Origin of the sequence: Pelagibacterium limicola (assembly GCF_015694405.1) — a bacterium.
GTDB classification, from domain to species: domain Bacteria; phylum Pseudomonadota; class Alphaproteobacteria; order Rhizobiales; family Devosiaceae; genus Pelagibacterium; species Pelagibacterium limicola.
This window is the reverse complement of sequence record NZ_JADQDB010000002.1, coordinates 26,552-48,009: the sequence shown is the minus strand read 5'-3', so window position 1 is coordinate 48,009 and position 21,458 is coordinate 26,552. Positions and strand designations below refer to the sequence as shown.

The following is a 21,458-nucleotide window of genomic DNA, read 5'->3' as shown; positions in this document are numbered from 1 at the left end:
TAGCGGGAAGTGGGAGTGCATTGTGGATCCGCGACGTGCGCGGCCAGCAGCCGTGCTGGCCCATAGCAACCCGATCTACCTGCAGGGGATGAGAGCGCTGCTGAAAAGCGCGTTCGACATCAGGGCCTGTTGCGGCGACGGCGACCAGACCCTCGAAGCCCTTGCTACGAACCAGCCCCAAATAGCCATACTCGACATCGAAATTCCGCCGGTGGGCGCCCTCGCCGTGGTAAACGCCGCGCGGCGCCTTGTCCGCCCTCCCCGCTTTGCCGTCGTCACGTCAGATCCAAACAATACAGCGGTATGCAAGGCGATCGAAGCAGGCGCCTTTGTCGTATTGGCGGATACGCTGTCGGCGACTGATTTCGCGTCACGGTTATGCAAGATATCGGACGGAGTTGCAGCTCTCGATTTCGGGAACATCAAACACAGAATACCCTCGGTTGGAGAGAAATTGTCCGAGCGGGAAAAGGAAATTGTGCATTTAGTCTGCGCTGGAAACTCAAATAAACAGATAGCGTCAAAACTAAACCTTGCTCACGGAACGATTAAAGTTCATCTACACAACATATTTGTTAAATTGTCTATTTGCAAAAGGATCTCTCTAACGCATATTGATATCTGAGTGACTTGGGCAATGACGGCAGATAACAATTTTTTATAGATTCTTGTTTTATAAGTATTTTCTCTATATCCAAGGATATATTTAACCTTTCAATAACCATCGGTATTCTCCTCCCCACGGGCTTGGTGGGAAGGGCCCGCAACAGCGGGCCACCCGACATGGGTAATGGCCCTTGAGGAGGTAACCAAAAATGCGCAGATTGATCGTCTCTATAGCGGCGGTGGGATTACTTGCCGCTCCGGCATTTGCAAACCCGAATATAGTCTACGGAGACCCGGAGCCAGTCGGCGACCCGTATCTTGGCGAGACGGTGACTGTCCAGATCGGCAACAGCCATAACTCGCGGGAGGTAACGCCTATTCTGCAAGACTATGTGGAGAAGGCGACCAATACGCAAAGCGGCAATCCAGTCCCCGGACAAAACAAAACAACGACCGAACAAATCGGCGAAGAAAAAGGGTCCGTGCAACACGGCACACCCCCGGGCAAGAACAAATAAGTTCAACACGGGCCGGGCGCGGCTCTGTCTGCGCCCTGCTCATTCTCACCGGCCTAAACGCAAGCGTCCAAGCGTTCGCGCGAGCCAAGCGACAGGTGTGAAAATCAGATAGAAAATGCCGAGCGCCAACAGAAGAGCTCCGATGCCGAGCCCCTGGAGCGCCGAAGCGACCGGTTGAGCCCGGGGCTCGAGTTTCCGGCGGGGCGCGAGGGGGGATATAACGATCGTTGAGCGCATATCATGATCCATTCGGTTTGCGCGACCCGGCGCCTCGTTTCGCCCCGTTTGCCCAGATCGGGAAGGCAAATAGGCCGAGGACGACAGTGCCCCATATCCATAAAACAACGAGATAGCCGAGGCCGAAGTTCCCTCCAACGGGAACACCTGCTGCGTCCCCGCCTCCGAACGAAGCGTTGAGGATGCGCGGCGCCATCACGCTGGTCCTGCCGGTGAGGAGATAAAACACCACCCATCCCGCCATCAGGACGTTGAAAACGGCAAATGCCCAGACGAATACCGGACGCGCCGGATCATGGGACGGTTGAAACAGTGGTGCATGGCAACCCGGGCAGATCGTGCTCTGGCCGCTAATCACCGCTCGGCAATTCGGGCATTCAGAAGTCATGGGTACACCGCCAGTGGATTGGAGTGGAAACGCCCGTGCGATACGCACGGTTCCGGTGGCCTTGGTTATCGCCGAAAGAGAAATCCCGAACGCCCCTTGCGTCGCTCACCGGGGTGACATAGAACCCTGCGCCAGAGGCCTCGTGGCGGAGTGGTGACGCAGCGGATTGCAAATCCGTGTACACCGGTTCGATTCCGGTCGAGGCCTCCACTTCCTCCAAATTCCGAAGCGTTTGGCGCGAGAGGAGGATTTATGACGCTCATCGAACAGAACGAGTGGGCCGAGGTGCCGGGTCTCTGGCACGGCATGTGGGAGGGTGGCGCACTTGGCGCGCCGGTCACCATAATCTTCAATTCGACGGTGGTCGCCGGGTTCGGCCCGCGGCTCCATAGGCATCCCTATCCTGAGATCTTCATCATCCGCGCTGGCCGTGCGCTATTTACCCTCGGCGATACCGAGGTGGAAGCCGGCGAGGGGCAGATTCTCGTCTGTGCCACTGAGGTTCCGCACAAATTCGCCGTGCTGGGGACGGCGCCGTTCGAATCGATCGATATACATTGCAATGGCACTAGTATTACCCGTTGGCTCGAGTAACGCGGGACCGCTGTCGATGATATCGGGATTGATTCTGGATGGAGGGTCAGGCCGTCGGTTCGGCGGCATCCGCAAGGGGGATCTACGGCTCGGCAACGTTACATTCCTGCAGAGAGCGATTGCCCGACTCGCGCCGCAAGTGGATGCCGTTCTGCACTCCATTCCAGAGGGCAAGGAGTCTGCAGCGGTCTATAGCGGTCTTGTCCTCCTGCCCGATTTGCCCGACGGCGTGACCGGACCGGCGGCCGGCCTGTGGGCTGGCGCACTCTGGTGCGCGGCGCGCGATTCCGACGCGCTGATGGTTTCGGTCTCTGTCGACACGCCATGCTTCCCCGAAGATTTTTGCTCACGCGCTTTGGCGCTTCTGGGGCCCGACATCGGCTGCGTCGTTGCTGCCTATGGCGGGCGCGACTACCCCACCAACGCCCTGTGGCGGGTCCCTGCCCTGCTCGACGCCCTGAAGGCCGAAACGCGCGCCGCCCGCGGGCCGCGGCTGCGCGATATCGCGGCGCGAATAGGAGTGACCGTCTGCAGCTATGACGAGCGCCGCCAAAACCCCTTTGCAGGCATCAATACCTTGGCCGACCTGCTGGCACTTTCCCGCGCCGTGCAAAAGGATGACGAAACTGCGCTAAATGGGGTTGGCAACCGCAAGCAAATTGGCTAGATGGACGCACCTGCCAAGCAGTGCTGCCTTGTTCCCCGGTAGCTCAGTGGTAGAGCAACCGGCTGTTAACCGGTTGGTCGCTGGTTCGAATCCGGCCCGGGGAGCCATTTACTGCCAGTTCATTATACCCCTTCACATATGCCGGCCCAGCGCCTATATCTGCGCGCGCAGTGCCGGGCCCCTCTGGCGCGGCGCCCTTGAGCGCCACGTGATGTCGGAACTGCTCCAGTTGAAATGGAGATGGTCCGGCGATGTCTTTCCCCGCCTCGTTTTTCGATGCCCGGTTTCTGGGCACGCCAACCTGGTTCTGGTTGGCCTTCCTTGCCGTGGTTACGGCAATTCTCGTTTTCGACCTCGGCGTGCTGCACAAGGAGCAGAAGGTCATCAGCGCCAAGGAGAGCTTTGTTCTCTACGGCCTTTACATGGCTGTCGCCTTCGCCTTCGGCGGCTGGGTGTGGGCGGTGCGCGGCGCGGACGCCGGGCTCGAGTTCTTCACCGGATACATTATCGAGCAGTCCCTAGCGATGGACAATATCTTCGTCATCGCCTCGATCTTTGCCTTCCTCGGCGTTCCCAGACTCTATCAGCACCGCGTTCTGTTCTGGGGCATCATCGGGGTGCTGTTCTTCCGCGCATTGCTGATCGGCGCGGGCGTGGCGTTGGTGCATGCGTTCGAGCCAATCCTCTTCCTGTTCGGCGCATTCCTCATTTTCACCGGCGCCAAGATGTTCTCCAAGGTCGAGACGGCCGAGGAGGTCGAGCACAACAAGATACTCGTCTTTCTGCGACGGCGCTTCCGCATCACCCCGCAGTTCCATGGCAACAGGTTCATCGTCGAGCAACCCCACCCCCAAACGGGTCGGCTGGTGTTGTGGCTGACGCCGCTGGCCGTTGCGCTGATCATGGTCGAGATTGTCGATGTCATTTTTGCAGTCGATAGCGTGCCGGCGATCTTTGCCATCACGCAGGATCCCTTCATCGTCTATACGTCCAACGTCTTTGCTGTGCTGGGCCTGCGTGCACTGTTCTTTGCGCTGTCAGCAGCGCTTGTGCGGTTCCGCTATCTCCAAACGGCACTGGCGATCATCCTGATCCTTGTCGGGATCAAGATTTTCCTCGTTCCGCTCGACATTCATATCCATACGGCGCTGTCCCTTTTCGTCACCGTGAGCATACTTGGCTCGGGCATCGGATATTCGCTCTGGAAAACCCGCGGCGAGCAGCCGCTTGTGGACGAGCACGCCCCACTGGGCAAGAAATAACCGCTTACCCGGCGAACGCCCGAATGGCGTTCGCCGCTTGACTTGCCGCTGCCTCGGGCGCATTGCTCGGGCACGTTCAATCTTGAGCTTTCTCCAAATGTCCACCACGACGGCAGGGCCGGTTCCCGCTGCCCGGAATACCTCCCTTTGGGTCATCTTCGCGGTCAGCTTTTCGCATTTCCTCAACGACCTGATGCAGGCCCTGCTCCCGGCCGTCTATCCGCTGCTGCGTGACGTTTATGCGTTGGACTTCACGCAGATCGGGCTGATCACACTCGTCAACCAATTGACTGCCTCGTTCCTGCAACCGCTCGTCGGATATTACACAGACAAGCATCCGAGGCCTTATTCCCTGCCGATCGCGATGTGCTTCACGCTGTGCGGGCTGCTGCTGCTTGCCAATGCGTCCAGCTTCCCGGCAATCCTCGTGTCCGGTGCGCTGATCGGGGTTGGCTCGGCGATTTTCCATCCAGAATCATCCCGCGTCGCGCGTATGGCTTCCGGCGGACGGCTCGGTTTTGCGCAGTCGCTCTTTCAGGTCGGCGGCAATATCGGTACGGCAATCGGGCCGTTGATGGCCGCGTTCATCATCATCCCGCGTGGTCAGGGTACAGTGAGCTGGTATGCCGGGGTGGCCCTGGTCGCGATTGCTGTGCTGTGGGCGGTCGGCCGCTGGTATGCCGGGCAAAACCGCATCGCCAAACCCACGGTTGCACCCAGGCGGAGCATCGATATCTCGCGCAGGAAGCTTTTCTGGATCTTTCTCGTTCTTGGCCTGCTGGTCGTTTCCAAGAACGTCTACATGGCCTCTATGACGAGCTTTTACGCGTTCTTTCTCATCGAGAAATTTGCACTGACCGCCAGCCAGGCCCAAGTTTACCTCTTTGTCTTTCTCGGCGCAGCCGCCGCAGGCACATTCCTGGGTGGCCCGATCGGGGATCGGGTTGGGCGCAAGATCGTGATTTGGGTTTCGATCCTCGGGCCTCTTCCCTTTACGCTCGCCCTGCCCTATGCCGGGCTGGAAGTGTCCATCGTCCTGACTGGGATTATCGGCTTCGTGATGGCGTCGGCATTTTCTGCTATAGTCGTTTATGGGCAGGAGTTGGCTCCAAGCCGGGTCGGAACGATCGCGGGGCTCATGTTCGGGGCGGCGTTCGGCGCAGGCGCGCTGGGTGCAGCGCTCATGGGCATTATCGCGGACCAGACGAGCATCATCTTCGTCTTCCAGCTTTGCTCGTTTCTTCCCGCTATCGGCCTCCTGACCGTTTTTCTGCCGCGCACGAACGTCTAGAAGAGGAAGCCATGGCCGACGAAGCAGAAAAGAGCATCACTCTCACCAGGACTATCGAGGCTCCCGTCGAGGAGGTGTTCGCCGCCTGGACGGACCCGGCTCTGCTTGAGCAGTGGCAGGCCGAACATGTCGAGTTCGAAGCTTTCGAAGGCGGGATATTCCGTTTTGAGACCACCAATGAGGACAATCCGAGCGAACGCCACATCGTCAACGGTCGTGTGCTCGCCATCGAGCAGGATCACAAGCTCGTGGAGACGTGGCAATTTGGGGATGCCGAGACCGATGAATCGACATTAATCATAAGCTTCCGGCCTCTCGATGAGGAGCGAACCGAAATCACGCTGGTCGAGGTCGCTGAGTCCCATGCGGATGCGGAGTCGCGCATCTTTTCGATCGATGCGTGGAGCGCCGCGCTCGATGAGTTGGCCGAACTCCTCGAATAGGTCGATTTCCACAGCAAAAACAGCGGAATGAAGCGTGCCGCCTTGCGCTCAACCACGCCTAATATAAATCGGCGCTTATGGACGTATTTACTGTCATTGCCGATCCAACGCGCCGGACCATGCTCGAAATGTTGGTAGCGGGCGAGCGCGCAGCCGGCGAACTGGTCGCGGCCTTTCCCAATGTCAGCCAGCCGGCGATTTCGCAGCATTTGAAGGTCTTGCGGGATTCCGGCCTAGTTACCGTCCGCGCCGACCGCCAGCGGCGGTTCTATACCCTCGACAGCGCCGGCTTGAATGCGGTCAGGACTTGGCTCACGGCGTTCGTGGCGCCAGAACCTACCAAGACTGTCACGCCTTCCCGAAAGCCGGAGCCCAAGCCCAGATCAACGCCCACTCCCGCGCCCGAACCTGTGATGCTGGATCTTTTTGGATAGAGGGAGCGCGCACCTCTATCCCATAAGCCTTGCATAAAGCTCGTCGGCCATTTCTTCCGGCGTTTTTTCCGCACCGTGCAGAGTAATATCTGCGCGTTCAGGCGCCTCGAAGGGACTGTCGATGCCCGTGAAGTTCTTGATCTCACCGGCCCGTGCACGTGCATAAAGGCCCTTGGGGTCGCGGGCTTCGCACACTTCGAGCGGCGTATCGACATAGGCTTCGAGAAAGCGGATGTCGCCGGCGATTTCGCGCGCAATGCGGCGTTCGTTGCGGAACGGCGAAATGAACGAGACCAGTACGATCAACCCGGCATCGGCCATCAGCCGCGCCACTTCTGCGACCCGACGGATGTTTTCCACGCGAGCGGCTTCGGTAAAGCCGAGATCCTTGTTCAGTCCATGCCGAACATTGTCGCCATCGAGAATGTAGGTATGCCGCCCTTCGGCTGTCAGCCGCTTTTCCATAAGGTTGGCGACCGTCGACTTACCCGAGCCCGAAAGCCCCGTGAACCAGACGATGGACGGGCTTTGCCCCTTGAGCTGCGCCCGCACCTCACGGTTCACGTCAAAGGACTGGTATGTGAGATTGTGCGCCCGCCGAAGGCCGAAGGTGACAGTTCCAGCGCCCAGCGTCTGATTGGCAATACGGTCGATCAGAATGAAGCCGCCCGTAGTCCCGTTTTCGGCATAAGGATCGAATGCAATCGGCTTGTCGGTCGCGATGGTAATCGTGCCGACCTCGTTGAGTTCGAGGCTTTTGGCTGCAATCTTGTCGAGCGTGTTGACGTCCGTGCGGTATTTGAGATCGGTGATGGTCGCGGGGATCAGCTGGGTGCCGAGCTTCAGGAGATAGGAACGGCCAGGAAAGGCCGGCTCCTCGGCCATCCAGACCACCTCGGCCTGGAACTGGTTGGAGTATTCCGGCGTCTTGCCTGGATGAGTGAGAACATCGCCGCGCGAGATGTCGATTTCCCGGTCGAGGACGAGGGTTACGGCCTGCCCGGCAATCGCCTCTTCGCGGTCGCCATCCATCGTGACGATCCGGGCGATTTTTGCCGGCTTGCGGGAGGCGGCGACGAGAATTTCGTCGCCAATCGCGACAGTTCCAGACGCGACGGTGCCCGAAAAGCCTCGGAAATCGAGATTGGGCCGGTTAACCCATTGGACCGGGAAGCGGAACGGCGCATCGGAGCGGTCCTCGTCAACGACAATCTCTTCGAGATAGGGCAGCAGCGGCGCACCCTGGTACCAGGGTGTATTGGCGCTCGAGGTGACAATGTTGTCGCCCCTGAGCGCAGAAACTGGGACCGCAGCGATCGATTTGAAACCTAACCCTTGCGCAAACCGACGATAGTCGCTCTCAATCGCCGCGAAGGTATCGGCGTCATAGCCAACCAGATCGATCTTGTTGACCACAAGCACGACGTGCTTCACCCCGATCAGCGAGAGGATGAAGCTATGGCGCCGGGTCTGGGTCAGAAGTCCTTTGCGCGCATCGACCAGCAGCAGGGCGAGATCGGCGTTCGAAGCGCCTGTTGCCATATTGCGTGTGTACTGTTCGTGGCCGGGGGTGTCGGCAACGATGAACTTGCGCTTGTCGGTGGAAAAGAAGCGGTACGCCACATCGATAGTGATGCCCTGTTCGCGCTCGGCCACAAGGCCGTCGACAAGCAGCGAGAAGTCGATGCCCTCGTCACCCACGTGGCGGTTTCTGCTCTCCTTCTTGAGGGAAGCGAGCTGGTCATCGAGGATCAGCTGGCTGTCATAGAGCAGCCGCCCGATCAGCGTCGACTTGCCATCGTCCACCGATCCGCAGGTTAAAAAACGCAGCAGCGACTTGTCCGTCTGCTGGGCAAGCCAGAGGGCGATGTCGGTATCGGGTGTAACGGATGCGGTGACGCTCATCAGAAATACCCTTCCTGCTTTTTCTTTTCCATCGAGCCGGCCTGATCGGAATCGATAAGCCGCCCTTCACGCTCGGACGTCCGCGAAGCCTGCATTTCCATGATCACCTCGGCCAAAGTCGCCGCGCTCGAGCGAATGGCACCGGTCAGGGGGTAACAACCAAGTGTCCTGAACCGGACCACTTCTTCGCGGGGCTCCTCCCCGGATTCGAGCCGGAAGCGGTCGTCATCGACCATGATCAGCGTACCAGAACGTTCGACGACCGGACGCTTGTCGGCAAAGTAGAGCGGAACAATTGGAATATTCTCGGCGTAGATGTAGGTCCAGATATCGAGCTCGGTCCAGTTCGAAAGCGGGAAGACGCGCATCGACTCGCCGGGATTGAGACGCGTGTTAAACACGCGCCAAAGTTCGGGTCGTTGGTTCTTGGGGTCCCAAGCATGGGACGCATTGCGGTGGGAGAAGATTCGCTCCTTGGCCCGGCTCTTTTCCTCGTCGCGCCGCGCACCGCCGATCGCGGCATCGTACTGCCCAGCATTGAGCGCCTGGCGGAGCGCCTGGGTCTTCATGATGTCGGTGTAGCGAGCCGAGCCATGATCGAATGGGTTGATATTGGCAGCGAGCCCCTCAGGATTGGTATGCACGCGCAACTCGAACCCGTATTCTTCCGCGGTCCTGTCACGGAAGGCGATCATCTCCCGGAATTTCCAGGTCGTGTCGATGTGCAGGAGCGGGAATGGTATCCGCGAGGGATAGAAAGCCTTGCGCGCCAGATGCAGCAGGACCGAGGAATCCTTGCCGATCGAATACATCATGACCGGACGCTCAAAACTCGCCGCGACCTCTCGAAATATCTCGATGCTCTCGGACTCGAGGCGCTCGAGATGGGTCAAACCTGCGCGTGCAATAGCCATTGCTATACTTTCGTGGTCAATATCTGCGAGATGCCCGAATACGACTGAAACGGCGCGATAACAAGCGTTCTGGGAAGAACTAAGGCAGGATGGACGAGTGGTTTTCTCCGAAGCGGGTTTAGTCGATGGGCAGGTTTCGCGCTGCTCGCGTAAATGGCTCCAGGCTTGCGAAACTACGGCGAAGAGAGAGAAAACTATTTCATTCCAAGCGAAACGTTCCCGCCAAAGGGCCCATCCTCCTGAAAAAGGGCAAGTCGTTTCCGCGAAACTCCCTACAGCGCCATGCAATTGCGTGGGAGTGGCCATGGATGGAAAAGCCATCTCGTAGCGGACTTATACGGCTTGCCCACCATGGGGGGCCTGAATACGATGGTCCTTCGTTAAAGCTATGCTCCAAGGTTCGATGTCCCGTTTCAGCGATGTTACCCAGGCGATCGGCAATACGCCGCTCATTCGTCTCCACAAGGTTTCCGAGGCCACAGGTTGCGAGATATGGGGCAAGGCCGAGTTCTTGAATCCTGGCCAGTCGGTCAAGGACCGCGCGGCACTTTACATCATCCGCGATGCTATTGCGCGCGGAGCGCTGGGACCGGGAGGCACCATTGTCGAAGGAACTGCCGGCAATACCGGCATCGGGCTGGCGCTCGTCGGCAATGCGCTGGGGTTCCGGACGGTCATCGTCATTCCTGATACGCAGAGCCAGGAAAAGAAGGATGCCATCCGCCTTGCCGGCGCCGAATTGATCGAGGTTCCGGCCAAGCCCTACAAGAACCCCAACAACTACGTAAAGGTTTCTGGCCGACTTGCCGAAAAACTGGCAGGAGAACTCCCCAACGGTGCGGTCTGGGCAAACCAGTTCGATAACGTCGCAAACCGGCAGGCCCACATCGAGACAACTGGCCCGGAAATCTTCGCCCAAACTGAAGGAAAGGTCGACGGGTTCATCTGCGCCGTCGGGTCTGGCGGCACGCTCGGTGGTGTCGCGATTGCGCTCAAGGACCGGAACAAGGATATCCGAATCGGCATCGCCGACCCTGAAGGCGCAGCGCTTTACAGCTACTACAAGCACGGCGAGCTCAAGGCCGAAGGCTCTTCCATTACCGAGGGGATCGGTCAAGGGCGAATAACGGCGAACCTTACCGATCTCGAAGTCGATATGGCTTACCGGATCCCCGACGCCGAAGCCCTGCCCTATGTCTTCGATCTCATAAAGGACGAAGGGCTTTGCCTTGGTGGCTCGTCCGCCATTAATATCGCCGGTGCAGTGCACATGGCAAAGGAGCTCGGCCCTGGCAAAACGATCGTTACCGTTCTTTGCGACTACGGGAACCGATACCAGTCAAAGCTGTTTAACCCCTCGTTCCTGCGGTCCAAGGACCTTCCGGTTCCCGCATGGCTTGAGGCAGAGGCGAGTGTGGACATCCAGGCGGTGCTCGAACCCGATCTCTAGAAAATAGAAAAAGAAAGCGGACGTGGATTTCGTCAGGGCGTTCATCGAGAATTTCAGCTTCATCGCGACGCTCTATATTCTCAATTACGGGCTCGCGGCTGTCTGCGCAGTGCGCGAGTTGATGAATTCGCGGACCTCGCAGGGCACAATCGCCTGGCTGATCTCCCTCCTCCTCCTGCCCTTCCCGACGACGTTCATCTATCTCGTCTTCGGATGGAAGCTTTTCGACGACTATGCGGAATCCCAAACGCATTCCGGGCGGTCCTGGCGCCTGGCCCATTCCGAGGACCTGCGGATCGTCGATGCGGAAACGGCGAAAGAATGGCCGGTCCTATACCGTGTAGCGGAATTGCCTTTCCTTTATGGCAACGCTGTCAGCTTGCTGGTCGACGGTGAGGACACCTTCGCCTCAATCCTCGACGGCATCGCGCGGGCCCAAGACTATATCCTGATGCAGTTTTACATCGTCCGCGACGACGACCTCGGTAAACGGGTAGCCGACGCCCTGGAAGCGCGCGCGCGCGCAGGCGTCAAGATATACTTCCTTTACGACGAAGCAGGCAGTCACCAGCTGCCGGGATCCTACAAGCGCCGACTTAAGGATGCCGGCGTCAATATCTATTCGTTCAATCATCGGCATCCCTATCTGCGGCTCTTCGGGCTGACCCGCATAAATTACCGCAATCATCGGAAGAACGTCGTCGTTGACGGACGCGAGGCCTGGGTCGGCGGTCATAATATCGGCGTCGAGTATCTCGGCCGCGATCCACGGTTCGGGCGTTGGCGCGACACCCATGTTCATGTGGCTGGACCGGCGGCGTTGGCTTGCGCGCTGATGTTCCGCGAGGACTGGCACTGGGCGACAGGCGAGGAACTGCCCGCGCGGTATCCGTCCGAGATCCCTACCCCCGGCGATCAATCGGTGCTGGTGATGCCTACGGGACCGGCCGACAAGCTGGAAGACTGTTCGATAGCGTTTACCGACGTGATTTCGCGGGCCCGCGAACGGCTATGGATCGTGAGCCCTTACTTCGTGCCCGGGATCGAGGTGCAAACGGCACTCTTTGCCGCTTCACTCCGCGGGGTCGATGTACGCATCCTCTTGCCTGAAAAGGCCGATCACAAGCTTGTATGGCTGGCAAGCTACGCGCATGCCGATCAGATGGTTGCACACGGGATCAAGGTGCATCGTTACGAAGGCGGCTTCCTCCATCAGAAGGTCATCCTGGTCGATGACGCCATCGCTGGTGTCGGAACGGTCAACTTCGATTACCGGTCATTCAATATCAATTTCGAGGTAACCCTCTGGTTTACCGGACAGAAGACGATTGAGAACGTCAAGTCCATGCTCGAGGTCGATTTCGCATCATCGCGGCTCACTACAGAAGAAAACTTGAAGAGCCGCTCCTACCTCTTCCGCGTAGTATGCCAGGGCGCAAGGCTGTTTTCGCCCATTCTTTAGACGCTTAGGTGATCGGCGGCGCGAAGATCAAGCCTCCATTGGTCCACAGCGCATTCTGCCCTCTCCGCAACGGTGTGCCGTTGGCGGCGCCGAAATGGCGCTCGTAGAGCTCACCGTAGCTCCCTACCGCGCGGATGACGTCCCGCATCCACGTGCGTTCGAGCCCGAACGGCGCGCCGAAATCACCCTCGACGCCGAGGAGCCTACGAATGGCAGGCGTGCGAGCCGAGAGCATGGAATCAATGTTGACCGAAGTGACACCCAGTTCCTCGGCGTTGATAACGGTGAATAACGTCCAGCGGACCAGATCTTCCCACTGCTTGTCGCCGCTGCGAACCACCGGGCCGTAGGGCTCCTTGGAAATGCGCTCAGGAAGGATGCGGTGGGTGCCCGGCTCAGGCATCGTGCGACGGATCGCGTGGAGCCAGCTCGCGGGACCCGTGATCGCATCACAACGTCCCGACCGATAAGCAACAGCGATATCTTCGCGATCCTCATAGAGCAGCTCTTCGTAACTCACCTGGCCGGCAAAGAAGAAATCGCGCATCCGCCCCAGCGATTCTGTGCCCGTTGTAGCGCATACGACCAGGTTCTCGAGTTCATAAGCCGATACGGCGCCGACACTGTCGGAGACCATGAACGCCTGACCATCGAAAAATGACGTGCCCACGTAGGTGATGCCGTAATTGGTATCCCGCGACATGGTCCATGACGCGGTGCGGGAAACGAGATCGACTTCGCCCTGGACCAAATGCGCAAAGCGGCTTTCGCCTGAGAGGGGCCGGAACTCCACGCGGGACGGATCGCCAAAGATCGCCGCCGCGACGGCGCGGCAGATATCAACGTCGAAACCGGACCAAAGGCTTTCCGGGCTGATTTGCGCGAAGCCCGGCATCGGGCGGGCGGCGGCGCAAATGACGTAGCCACGCGTGCGAACCGTCTCGAGCGTAGAAATCGAGAACGGCGGGCTCGCAGTCTCCCCTTCCGTCTGAGAGAGGACGGGTGATGCGGCAGCCCCTGCCATCAAGACCAATGCAAGGACTAAGCGCACCAGGCGGCTTATCGATTTCGCTGTGGCGTGCAAAGCTGATACGGCGCCAGCCGCTCCTTGTGGTCCTTGCGCCATATTGGCATTGCTCAGTGGGGGGTCAAGGCGAACCCGGCGCAATCCCGTCTAATTTTACTAAGTTTGTTCCGGATGGCGGCAAGCGTGCCGCCATCCGGCACAATTCAAACTCAGTGCAGAATCTGGCTCAGGAACAGCTTTGTCCGCTCATGCTGCGGGTTGGAGAAGAACGCCTCGGGCTCGTTTTGCTCGATGATCTGCCCCTGGTCCATAAAGATCACGCGATTAGCCACTTGGCGGGCGAAACCCATTTCGTGGGTCACGCACAGCATGGTCATGCCGTCTTCGGCAAGTTGCACCATGACCTCCAATACTTCCTTGATCATCTCAGGATCGAGGGCAGAGGTGGGTTCGTCGAACAGCATGATCTTGGGGTTCATGCACAGTGAACGGGCAATCGCCACGCGCTGCTGCTGGCCACCCGAAAGCTGGCCGGGGAACTTGTTCGCCTGTTCGGGAATCTTTACGCGCTCGAGATACTTCATCGCGGTTTCCTCGGCTTCCGCCTTGGGAACGCCCCGAACCCAGATCGGCGCGAGCGTGAGGTTCTGGAGGATGGTCAGATGCGGGAACAGGTTGAAATGCTGGAACACCATTCCCACTTCCCGGCGCACCTCATCGATGCGCTTGAGGTCCGACGTCAGTTCGATGCCGTCGACAATGATGTCGCCGTCCTGATGCTCCTCGAGGCGGTTGATGCAGCGGATAAGCGTCGACTTGCCGGAGCCGGACGGTCCCGCAATGACAATCCGCTCGCCCCGCATGACCTTGAGGTCGATATCCCTCAGGACATGGAAATCGCCGTACCATTTGTTCATCGACCTGATTTCGATGGCGATGTCGGTCTGTGAGACCGTCATCTTGGAGCGGTCGGGCGTATGATCGATATCGAGTTCAAGGGACATGTCGGTTTACCTCTTGTGTCCGGTATGCAGGCGGTTCTCCATGTAGATGGAATACCGGGACATGCCGAAACAGAATATCCAGAAGACGAAGCCAGCAAAAATGTAGCCGGTTACGGCCTGTGTCGGTGATGACCAGTCGAGATCGCGCGCCGCAGCGCGGACGGTATTGAGCAACTCAAAGACGCCGATGATCGATACCAGCGAGGTATCCTTGAACAACGCGATGAAGTTGTTGACGATCCCGGGGATCACATGCTTGAGCGCCTGAGGAAGTATGATCAGCCCCATCGTCTTGGGTTTGCTGAGCCCCAAGGCCGAAGCCGCCTCGTACTGGCCGCGCGGCATGGCTTGCAGCCCGCCGCGGACGACCTCGGCCATGTAGGCGGCCTGGAAGAGGCAAATGCCGACGATGGCGCGGAGGAGCGTATCGGGATTGACGCCCTGCGGCATGAACAGCGGGAACATCACCGAAGCCATGAACAGCACGGTGATCAGGGGTACGGCGCGCCAGAGCTCGATAAAGGCCACGCAGAACCATTTGATGATCGGCAGCTTCGACTGGCGACCAAGGGCAAGGAGAATGCCGAGTGGCATCGAGACGATGATACCGATCATCGAGATGATCAGAGTCAGGGTCAGGCCGCCCCACTGATTGGTAGGAACCGTGCGCAGTGCCGTACCCGGAATACCGAGGAATTCTCCGCCCGCCATCAGCCAATAGGAGACGATGGGATAGACGACGAAGAACATCAGCGCGGCGGTCTTTTGCAACGGGGCCTTCGGAATCAGCAGCGGGGCAAGGAAGATGATCCCGAGGATGAACATGATGTTCACCCGCCAGACCTCACCCAAGGGGAAGAACCCATAAATAAAGAAATTGAAACGCGCAGCCACATAGGCCCAGCACGCACCTACCCCCTCGAAGCGGCAGGCCTCTCCGCGCAGCCCTTCCGGATCGGTAAAAATGGCGTCCCCAATGAGAAAACCATAAAGGCGCGGGACGAGCCAGAGCAGGAACAGAATTGCCACGATCGTCCACACGCCGTTGGAGACCGAGGGAAAAAGGTTCTTGCGCGTCCAGGCTATAGCACCGGTCGTCCTGACCGGAGGCGGAAGCGCCGGCTGCATATCGGAACGAACGAAGGTCAGATCACTCATGGCCGGCTCCTCAACGTTCCACCAGCGCAACGCGCGCATTATACCAGTTCATGAACAGCGAGGTCGCAAGCGAGAACGTCAGGTAGACCAACATCGTCATGCCGATGATCTCGATGGCGCGGCCGCTCTGGTTGAGCGCCGTGCCCACGAAGACGTTCACCAGTTCGGGGAAGCCGATTGCCGCGCCGAGCGACGAGTTTTTCGTGAGGTTCAGATACTGGCTGGTGAGGGGCGGTACAATGATGCGCTGCGCCTGGGGAATGATCACAAGGCGCAACCGATCGCCGTCCTTCAGCCCGAGCGAAGCAGCTGCCTCGGTCTGTCCGTAATTCACCGCTTGGATGCCTGCACGAACGATCTCGGCGATGAAGGCTGCGGTGTAGACGACAAGCCCGAATATCAACGCTGTCAATTCAGGCGGTGCCGTCCATCCGCCCCGGAAGTTGAAGCCCTGCAATTCGGGTGGATCGAAGGCCAGTTCGGCCCCGCTCAAGAAATAGAAAAGGGTGGGCAATCCGACGATCAGCACCACGCTTAGCGAAACGGGAAAACGCAGGTTGCGGCTCCCGCGCTTCTCCGGGATCGTCCTAAAGGCGTGCCAGATTGCGGCGGCGGCAAGAACGAACGCAAGCACCCGGGCGATGACAGTCCGTCCTGCGTCCGCCTCCAGGCCCTGGGTCCCGCCAATTGCCGCGCCGACTGCATCGAACCCGTTTGAAAGAAACGCGGGTAGCGCACTGAGCGCCGCAAGCATCGCGGGAACGCCGGCGCCCACCACCACCAGCGCGATAATCGCCAGCCGGGCCAGGCGTTCATAACGGGTGGCGGAAACGGCCGCGATCACAGCGGCGGTAAGCGTCGAGGCGATTGTATTGGCCTCGCCCAATATCATCACCTGCGCAAACAGCGCCAGCAACCAGGCAATGGCGAACACGACGATCACGTCGGTATAATGGGCCGCGGTGACAATCCCGGAGGGAATTGTGCCACTGACGTCCCTCGCCTTCATCGCCCATCGCCGCATCACGAAGACAATCACAACCGCCAGAAGCGCGACCGCTACGAGCAAAAGGAAAGGGCCGTCGAAAGCGGGCGCTGGAAAGGAGAGGCCGCGCTGATTGACGACAATGGAACCGGGAAGCTCCCAGCTCTGCCTGACAGGCGGAAAGGCGTTGAGCGAGAGGAAATACCAAAATATCAGTTGTAGCAGAAGGGGGGTATTGCGGGTCAATTCGACGTAGACGGCCGCAAATCCGCGGATCAGCACGTTCTTGGAAAGCCGCGCGATACCCATCGTAAACCCGAGGATCGTCGCCAGGACGATACCGATAGCCGCAACGAGCAACGTATTGAGGATGCCGACGAAATAGACCGTCAAATAGCTAGACGTACGCTCGAACGGAATGAGCGCGAAGCTGATGTTGAATCCGGAAACCTGATTGAGAAAGCCAAAGCCCGTAGCCTTGTTCTGCAAGGCCAGGTTCTGCATGGCATTGGACCACAGCCACCAGAACAGCACGACCACCGATATGACCAGCGCAACCTGATAAAAGACCGCGCGAACGGTGGGATTATTTAATATGGATGACGCGGTCTGCGCCCTGGGCGACGCCCCGTTTTCTACAGACATTCATACCCCCTGCCCAGCCCTCGGCAACGTTGCGAGCCGGTATCCGATTCCTGCGGCGCCACGAGTTGGTCCGGCGGATCGTTCCTGTTTGCAGCAGGCCCTTATTGCTGAACCCGGCGCCAAGGCGCCGGGTTCGATAGGGCGCTCAGATCCTAGCGGATCGGCGGAGCGTACTGGATGCCGCCCTGCGACCAAAGGGCGTTGATGCCACGCGGAATACCGAGCGGGGTGTTCGGGCCGACATGGCGGTCGTAAGCCTCGCCATAGTTGCCGATGTGCTTGATGATGCGGTAAGCCCAATCGGCGGAAAGTCCGATCGGCGAACCGAAGTCGCCTTCAACACCGAGCAGGCGCTTGATCTCAGGGTTATCCGAGCCCAGCATTTCATCGACGTTGGCCTGGGTTACACCGAGTTCTTCAGCATTGAGCAGGGCGAAATACGTCCAGCGGGTGATGTTGAACCAACGGGTGTCGCCCGAGCGAACCACGGGGCCGAGCGGCTCCTTGGAAATGATTTCGGGCAGGATGACGTGTGCCGAAGGATCGGGGAACTGGGTGCGCTCGGCGGCGATCGCCGAAGCGTCGGTGGTATAGACGTCGCACCGACCGTCGAGATAGGCTTGCGTCACCTCATCGCGCGTCACGAAGATAACGGCGTTGGAAAGGTCCATGCCGTTGGCTGCAAAATAGTCGGCGGCGTTGAGTTCGGTCGTGGTACCGGCCTCGATGCACACCGCAGCACCCGAAAGCTCAAGGGCGGACGAAATGCCGTCCGCAGCCTTAACGAGGAAGCCTTGGCCGTCATAGAACATCGTGCCCACGAAGGTGAGACCGAGGTCAGTGTCACGTGTCATCGTCCACGTCGTGGTACGGGACAGCACGTCCACGTTGCCATTGCCCAGGCTCTCGAAACGGGCCTGTGAGGTGAGGCCGGTATAGCGGACGGCGTCGGGGTCATCGAAGATGGCCGCAGCCAGCGCGCGGCAATAATCGACCTCAAGCCCGGACCAATTGTTGTTCTCGTCCGGCATGGAGAAGCCGGGCACACCAAGGGTAACGCCGCATTGCACATAGCCGCGCTCGATTACGTCATCGAGCGTGTCGGCGAATGCTGCAGGCGCCGCCACAGCCGTTGCGGTCGCAACGGCGAGAGTCAAAAGTTTATTTTTCATTGGATTGCCTTTTTTCCTAACCCTTGATTATCCGGCTTCCAAAGCGAGGACTGCCTGCTCCGTGCCAGACGTTGGTATTGAGATCAAACGCCCTATTGCCATCGGACGATTTGATGGCCAGCATCGAAGCCCGGTTTGCCGCCGCCGTCAAGGGCTACCGATACGAATTTAACCACTCTTGGACTTGCGCCTAAAATAGAAGCAATAGCACTGACCTATTGAAGCTCGGAAATTGTCCATCGAAATGAAAAAATCTCAAAATGATCAGGGATTCTCGGTAGGTGCCGAAACGTTCCTTACACATGGCGGGCGAAATCCGGCCGCGCAATCGGGGTTCGTTAATACGCCAGTCTACAGGGGGAGCACAGTCATCTTCGAGACGCTTGCGGAACTGGATGACTATACCATCCGCTATCGCTACGGGCGCCAAGGAACCCCGCTGACAACTGGTCTTGAGGAGATAGTCTCGGGGCTGGAGGGTTCGGCGGGAACGTATCTGGCGCCGAGTGGGATAAGCGCCATTTCGCTTGCGCTGCTTGCTTGTCTCAACGGTGGTGACGAAATTCTCGTCACCGACAGCGCTTACGATCCCACGCGAAAGCTGGCCGACACCTTCCTCTGTGGGTACGGAATCAAGGCTCGATATTTCGATCCTCGCATCGGCTCCAGCATTGCCGACCTCGTCGGGCCCGACACGCGCGCCGTGTTCGTGGAAAGCCCCGGCTCGCTAACCTTCGAACTGCAGGATATTCCTGCAATCAAGTCCGCTCTGGCTGGCAAGAACATCGCTATTGTGGCCGATAACAGCTGGGCGACGCCGCTGTTCTGCCGCCCCCTCCAGCTTGGCGCGGATATCGTTGTGCATTCGGGCACCAAGATGCTCGGCGGCCATTCCGACCTGATGCTCGGAACCGTCTCTGCAAACGCTGCTTATTGGCCGCAGCTTCTCAGAACGGCTCACGTCCTGGGCATCGTTGCATCGCCGGACGATACTTTCCTCACGATGCGCGGCACACGCACACTGGGCGTGCGCATGAAAGCGCATGAGGCGCGGGCGCTCGATCTGGCCCAGTGGCTGGAGGAGCAGGATCTCGTCACCCGGGTGCTCCACCCTGCCCTACGATCCCATCCCGATCATGCGTTGTTCAAGCGCGATTTTTCCGGGTCAGGTTCGCTTTTTTCCTTCGTCCTGCCACCAGCAGGCCGTACGGCAATTGCCGCGTTTGTGGATGGACTGGAATTATTCGGGATGGGATATTCCTGGGGAGGCTTCGAAAGCCTGCTCCTTCCCGTCGATCCGCGGAAATTCCGCACTGCGGTTCCCTGGGACGAGGCAGGGAACACCTTCCGCATCCATGTGGGCTTCGAGGATATCGATGACCTCAAGGCGGACCTGGCAGCCGGATTCGCACGCTACCTAAACAGTTTGGGAACGTGACGGCGCCTCAGCCAGCGCAAGAGCGGCAAGAACGCAGCAAACATGCGGAATCGGACCGCCTTGCCTTCGACGCGCATGGTCCAGCCCCTGGTCGCGAAATAGTCGCGCACGAGCAGAGCGACCAGGGTTCCGACCACACAACCTGCGGCCACGTCGGACAAAAAGTGATCGCCCACCACGATGCGGCTCAGGCCGATTCCCAGGCCAATCGCCGTGAGTGTTCTTGCGAACCGCCCGTTCGCAAGGGTTATCAGCACGACGGTGAAAGCGAGCGCGGTGGTCGAATGCCCGGACGGAAAACTATGCATCGACCAGTCGAGTATATTGAAGGGCTCAATATGCAGCGTTCCGTACTGTTCGAGATACATTGGCCGGGCGCGGCCGATCACGCGCTTGAGAACCACCGTGACCAGACCAGCCAGGGCAACGGACGTGAAAACGTAAGCCGAGACCCCCAAAACCCCGCGTGCAGCCCAGCGCCAGCTATAGGTCAGATTTGCATACCGGGCGGCAAAACCGAGAATCATACCCAGGAGCGTGGGGATCAGAATCCAGTCGGATTTTCCAAAGCCGGTGAGGAAGGTGAAGAAGGCGCGCTCATAGGCAGGCCAATTCCGCAGGGCAACGCTGACAGGCGCATCGAAAAACACGGCCGTAACTAGAAGCGCCAGCACAATCGCCGGCAGCCAACGCAGATATATGCGGCGACTCAGATGCTCCTGCGCGATCCAACGCCAGAAGCGATCACTGAAAGTATTGTCTGCAAACAAGCTGACGCGTCTCCCGTGTGGTAAATTGCGCGGGCGCAACCGGGTAACACGCCTTGCCCTGTCAGAAAAGAATGTGTATCGGATCGTCGTGGCCACGTCGGGGTATAGCTCAGCCTGGTAGAGCACCGGTTTTGGGAACCGGGGGTCGCAAGTTCGAATCTTGCTGCCCCGACCAACCACGAATACAAGGGATGACGGGAATGGTCGCACGTATCTATCGCCCAGCACCGAATGCGATGCAGTCCGGCAGGGGCAAAAGCCGCAACTGGGTGCTCGAATACGAGCCCGAAGCGCCGCGTTCCATCGATCCGCTTATGGGCTATACGTCCTCGACCGACATGCGCCAGCAGGTCAAGCTGCGTTTCGATACGGTCGAAGAGGCGGAATCCTATGCGCGCCGCAGCGGCATTCCCTATCGGATCGAACCGGCGCACGACGCTTCGGTCAAGAAGGTCAGCTATCCGGACAATTTCCGCCACGACCGCAAGTTCCCCTGGACGCACTGACGGATTCGGCATCGCCGGTCAACGGGCACTCCGACCCGTTCAACCCCCGGGCGCAATCAGTCCTCTCGGATAACGAGACAATCATCTCCGTCACGATCTGGCGGGCATTGGAATATCTTGGCGCTAAGGTGGGCAATTTGCTCCAATGCCGGCCTTGACCTTCCCACGGTAGAAAGCCCGAACATCGGCACGCTAGTAACCGTAGAAAGGTCCTAAAACGATGAAGAAACGTGCCCTCCTGTTCGGATCCGCTGCCTTTGCCGCGAGTTTCGCATTTGCACAAGACCACCAGCACCTCGATACCGGAAACAACGCTGACAACCCCGCTATTCGCGGTTATGTCGACGCCAATGCGCGCATGCACGAAGGCATGAACATCGACTATTCCGGTAACGCCGACGTCGATTTCGTGCGCGGGATGATCCCCCACCATCAAGGCGCCATCGACATGGCGCGCGTGGTTCTGGAACATGGCGAAGACCCCGAAATCCGCGCGCTTGCCGAAGAGATCATTGCGGCACAGGAAGCCGAGATTGCCTGGATGCGCGAATGGCTTGCACGCAGCGCCCAGTAAATCCCACT

General features: G+C 59.0%; 22 protein-coding genes, 3 tRNA genes and 1 pseudogene. 16 read left to right on the top strand and 10 right to left on the bottom strand.

Going from position 1 to position 21,458, the window contains the following annotated elements:
- Positions 1-22 precede the first annotated feature (22 nt).
- Both I2G20_RS03210 and I2G20_RS03205 read left to right on the top strand, forming a co-directional pair.
- Positions 23-625, top strand: a complete 603-nt coding sequence (locus tag I2G20_RS03210) for a LuxR C-terminal-related transcriptional regulator (RefSeq protein ID WP_196258254.1) — start codon at positions 23-25, stop codon at positions 623-625.
- Between the two features lie 190 nt (positions 626-815).
- Positions 816-1,124, top strand: a complete 309-nt coding sequence (locus I2G20_RS03205; RefSeq protein ID WP_196258253.1) for a hypothetical protein — start codon at positions 816-818, stop codon at positions 1,122-1,124.
- Positions 1,125-1,362: 238 nt separating this feature from the next.
- Here I2G20_RS03205 and I2G20_RS03200 read toward each other — a convergent pair whose 3' ends face one another.
- Positions 1,363-1,749 carry a hypothetical protein gene (locus I2G20_RS03200; protein WP_196258252.1) on the bottom strand — a complete coding sequence of 129 codons (387 nt, stop codon included), beginning with the start codon at positions 1,747-1,749 and terminating at the stop codon, positions 1,363-1,365.
- A gap of 136 nt (positions 1,750-1,885) precedes the next feature.
- Here I2G20_RS03200 and I2G20_RS03195 point away from each other — a divergent pair.
- From I2G20_RS03195 to I2G20_RS03160, 8 genes are all read left to right on the top strand, one after another.
- Positions 1,886-1,959: transfer RNA gene (locus tag I2G20_RS03195), tRNA-Cys, on the top strand.
- A gap of 42 nt (positions 1,960-2,001) precedes the next feature.
- Positions 2,002-2,343 carry a cupin domain-containing protein gene (locus I2G20_RS03190; RefSeq protein ID WP_196258251.1) on the top strand — a complete coding sequence of 114 codons (342 nt, stop codon included), beginning with the start codon at positions 2,002-2,004 and terminating at the stop codon, positions 2,341-2,343.
- A 16-nt stretch (positions 2,344-2,359) separates the two neighbouring features.
- The gene (mobA, locus tag I2G20_RS03185) at positions 2,360-3,010 is read left to right on the top strand and encodes a molybdenum cofactor guanylyltransferase (protein WP_196258250.1); all 651 of its coding nucleotides are present in this window, start codon (positions 2,360-2,362) and stop codon (positions 3,008-3,010) included.
- A gap of 32 nt (positions 3,011-3,042) precedes the next feature.
- A tRNA-Asn gene (locus I2G20_RS03180) sits at positions 3,043-3,117 on the top strand.
- A gap of 144 nt (positions 3,118-3,261) precedes the next feature.
- A complete protein-coding gene (locus I2G20_RS03175) occupies positions 3,262-4,272 on the top strand; it encodes a TerC family protein (protein ID WP_196258249.1) in 1,011 nt (336 codons plus the stop codon).
- Between the two features lie 97 nt (positions 4,273-4,369).
- Positions 4,370-5,563 carry an MFS transporter gene (locus tag I2G20_RS03170; RefSeq protein ID WP_196258248.1) on the top strand — a complete coding sequence of 398 codons (1,194 nt, stop codon included), beginning with the start codon at positions 4,370-4,372 and terminating at the stop codon, positions 5,561-5,563.
- Between the two features lie 11 nt (positions 5,564-5,574).
- Positions 5,575-6,006: an SRPBCC family protein gene (locus tag I2G20_RS03165; RefSeq protein ID WP_196258247.1), complete on the top strand. Its 432-nt coding sequence runs from the start codon at positions 5,575-5,577 to the stop codon at positions 6,004-6,006.
- A 77-nt stretch (positions 6,007-6,083) separates the two neighbouring features.
- On the top strand, positions 6,084-6,440 hold the full coding sequence (locus I2G20_RS03160) for an ArsR/SmtB family transcription factor (protein ID WP_196258246.1): 357 nt from the start codon (positions 6,084-6,086) through the stop codon (positions 6,438-6,440).
- Between the two features lie 15 nt (positions 6,441-6,455).
- Here I2G20_RS03160 and cysN read toward each other — a convergent pair whose 3' ends face one another.
- Positions 6,456-8,345: a sulfate adenylyltransferase subunit CysN gene (gene cysN / locus I2G20_RS03155; RefSeq protein WP_196258245.1), complete on the bottom strand. Its 1,890-nt coding sequence runs from the start codon at positions 8,343-8,345 to the stop codon at positions 6,456-6,458.
- Positions 8,345-9,259, bottom strand: coding sequence for a sulfate adenylyltransferase subunit CysD (gene cysD / locus I2G20_RS03150; protein WP_207747528.1), 915 nt, complete (start codon positions 9,257-9,259; stop codon positions 8,345-8,347). Before cysD ends, cysN begins: the two co-directional genes overlap by 1 nt.
- Before the next feature lie 403 nt (positions 9,260-9,662).
- Here cysD and I2G20_RS03145 point away from each other — a divergent pair, with 403 nt between their 5' ends.
- Positions 9,663-10,709, top strand: coding sequence for a cysteine synthase A (locus tag I2G20_RS03145; protein WP_196258244.1), 1,047 nt, complete (start codon positions 9,663-9,665; stop codon positions 10,707-10,709).
- A gap of 22 nt (positions 10,710-10,731) precedes the next feature.
- The gene (gene cls / locus I2G20_RS03140) at positions 10,732-12,171 is read left to right on the top strand and encodes a cardiolipin synthase (RefSeq protein ID WP_196258243.1); all 1,440 of its coding nucleotides are present in this window, start codon (positions 10,732-10,734) and stop codon (positions 12,169-12,171) included.
- A gap of 4 nt (positions 12,172-12,175) precedes the next feature.
- Here the strand turns inward: cls and I2G20_RS03135 are convergent, their stop codons facing one another.
- The 6 genes and pseudogenes from I2G20_RS03135 to I2G20_RS03110 all read right to left on the bottom strand — a co-directional run bounded on the left by I2G20_RS03135 (position 12,176) and on the right by I2G20_RS03110 (position 18,162).
- On the bottom strand, positions 12,176-13,222 hold the full coding sequence (locus I2G20_RS03135; RefSeq protein ID WP_196258242.1) for a transporter substrate-binding domain-containing protein: 1,047 nt from the start codon (positions 13,220-13,222) through the stop codon (positions 12,176-12,178).
- Positions 13,223-13,407: 185 nt separating this feature from the next.
- Complete coding sequence (locus tag I2G20_RS03130; RefSeq protein ID WP_281389575.1) at positions 13,408-14,202, bottom strand: amino acid ABC transporter ATP-binding protein; 795 nt, start codon at positions 14,200-14,202, stop codon at positions 13,408-13,410.
- A gap of 6 nt (positions 14,203-14,208) precedes the next feature.
- Positions 14,209-15,360: an amino acid ABC transporter permease gene (locus I2G20_RS03125; RefSeq protein WP_196258241.1), complete on the bottom strand. Its 1,152-nt coding sequence runs from the start codon at positions 15,358-15,360 to the stop codon at positions 14,209-14,211.
- 10 nt (positions 15,361-15,370) lie between these two features.
- Entirely contained in the window at positions 15,371-16,369 is a 999-nt protein-coding gene (locus I2G20_RS17440; RefSeq protein WP_343070310.1) for an ABC transporter permease subunit, read from the bottom strand.
- 183 nt (positions 16,370-16,552) lie between these two features.
- Positions 16,553-16,849, bottom strand: a pseudogene (locus I2G20_RS17435) (ABC transporter permease subunit); the annotation flags it as partial.
- A 293-nt stretch (positions 16,850-17,142) separates the two neighbouring features.
- Complete coding sequence (locus tag I2G20_RS03110) at positions 17,143-18,162, bottom strand: amino acid ABC transporter substrate-binding protein (protein ID WP_196258240.1); 1,020 nt, start codon at positions 18,160-18,162, stop codon at positions 17,143-17,145.
- 244 nt (positions 18,163-18,406) lie between these two features.
- Here I2G20_RS03110 and metC point away from each other — a divergent pair, with 244 nt between their 5' ends.
- A complete protein-coding gene (metC, locus tag I2G20_RS03105; RefSeq protein ID WP_196258239.1) occupies positions 18,407-19,600 on the top strand; it encodes a cystathionine beta-lyase in 1,194 nt (397 codons plus the stop codon).
- Here metC and I2G20_RS03100 read toward each other — a convergent pair.
- A complete protein-coding gene (locus I2G20_RS03100) occupies positions 19,576-20,370 on the bottom strand; it encodes a phosphatase PAP2 family protein (protein ID WP_196258238.1) in 795 nt (264 codons plus the stop codon). The genes metC and I2G20_RS03100 overlap by 25 nt on opposite strands.
- Positions 20,371-20,468: 98 nt before the next feature.
- On the opposite strand from I2G20_RS03100, the gene I2G20_RS03095 reads away from it, so the two are divergent.
- The 3 genes from I2G20_RS03095 to copM all read left to right on the top strand — a co-directional run bounded on the left by I2G20_RS03095 (position 20,469) and on the right by copM (position 21,450).
- Positions 20,469-20,545 (top strand) — tRNA-Pro (locus I2G20_RS03095).
- A gap of 25 nt (positions 20,546-20,570) precedes the next feature.
- Positions 20,571-20,876, top strand: a complete 306-nt coding sequence (locus tag I2G20_RS03090) for an ETC complex I subunit (RefSeq protein WP_196258237.1) — start codon at positions 20,571-20,573, stop codon at positions 20,874-20,876.
- Positions 20,877-21,096: 220 nt separating this feature from the next.
- Entirely contained in the window at positions 21,097-21,450 is a 354-nt protein-coding gene (copM, locus tag I2G20_RS03085) for a CopM family metallochaperone (RefSeq protein WP_196258236.1), read from the top strand.
- Positions 21,451-21,458 lie beyond the last annotated feature (8 nt).

Excerpts from the sequence above, each read along its gene's own strand:
- I2G20_RS03205 (WP_196258253.1), top strand. The coding sequence starts at position 816 with ATGCGCAGATTGATCGTCTCTATAGCGGCGGTGGGATTACTTGCCGCT.
- I2G20_RS03200 (WP_196258252.1), bottom strand. The coding sequence starts at position 1,749 with ATGACTTCTGAATGCCCGAATTGCCGAGCGGTGATTAGCGGCCAGAGC.
- I2G20_RS03190 (WP_196258251.1), top strand. The coding sequence starts at position 2,002 with ATGACGCTCATCGAACAGAACGAGTGGGCCGAGGTGCCGGGTCTCTGG.
- mobA (WP_196258250.1), top strand. The coding sequence starts at position 2,360 with ATGATATCGGGATTGATTCTGGATGGAGGGTCAGGCCGTCGGTTCGGC.
- I2G20_RS03175 (WP_196258249.1), top strand. The coding sequence starts at position 3,262 with ATGTCTTTCCCCGCCTCGTTTTTCGATGCCCGGTTTCTGGGCACGCCA.
- I2G20_RS03170 (WP_196258248.1), top strand. The coding sequence starts at position 4,370 with ATGTCCACCACGACGGCAGGGCCGGTTCCCGCTGCCCGGAATACCTCC.
- I2G20_RS03165 (WP_196258247.1), top strand. The coding sequence starts at position 5,575 with ATGGCCGACGAAGCAGAAAAGAGCATCACTCTCACCAGGACTATCGAG.
- I2G20_RS03160 (WP_196258246.1), top strand. The coding sequence starts at position 6,084 with ATGGACGTATTTACTGTCATTGCCGATCCAACGCGCCGGACCATGCTC.
- cysN (WP_196258245.1), bottom strand. The coding sequence starts at position 8,345 with ATGAGCGTCACCGCATCCGTTACACCCGATACCGACATCGCCCTCTGG.
- cysD (WP_207747528.1), bottom strand. The coding sequence starts at position 9,259 with ATGGCTATTGCACGCGCAGGTTTGACCCATCTCGAGCGCCTCGAGTCC.
- I2G20_RS03145 (WP_196258244.1), top strand. The coding sequence starts at position 9,663 with ATGTCCCGTTTCAGCGATGTTACCCAGGCGATCGGCAATACGCCGCTC.
- I2G20_RS03130 (WP_281389575.1), bottom strand. The coding sequence starts at position 14,202 with ATGTCCCTTGAACTCGATATCGATCATACGCCCGACCGCTCCAAGATG.
- I2G20_RS03125 (WP_196258241.1), bottom strand. The coding sequence starts at position 15,360 with ATGAGTGATCTGACCTTCGTTCGTTCCGATATGCAGCCGGCGCTTCCG.
- I2G20_RS17440 (WP_343070310.1), bottom strand. The coding sequence starts at position 16,369 with ATGAAGGCGAGGGACGTCAGTGGCACAATTCCCTCCGGGATTGTCACC.
- I2G20_RS03110 (WP_196258240.1), bottom strand. The coding sequence starts at position 18,162 with ATGAAAAATAAACTTTTGACTCTCGCCGTTGCGACCGCAACGGCTGTG.
- metC (WP_196258239.1), top strand. The coding sequence starts at position 18,407 with ATGAAAAAATCTCAAAATGATCAGGGATTCTCGGTAGGTGCCGAAACG.
- I2G20_RS03090 (WP_196258237.1), top strand. The coding sequence starts at position 20,571 with ATGGTCGCACGTATCTATCGCCCAGCACCGAATGCGATGCAGTCCGGC.
- copM (WP_196258236.1), top strand. The coding sequence starts at position 21,097 with ATGAAGAAACGTGCCCTCCTGTTCGGATCCGCTGCCTTTGCCGCGAGT.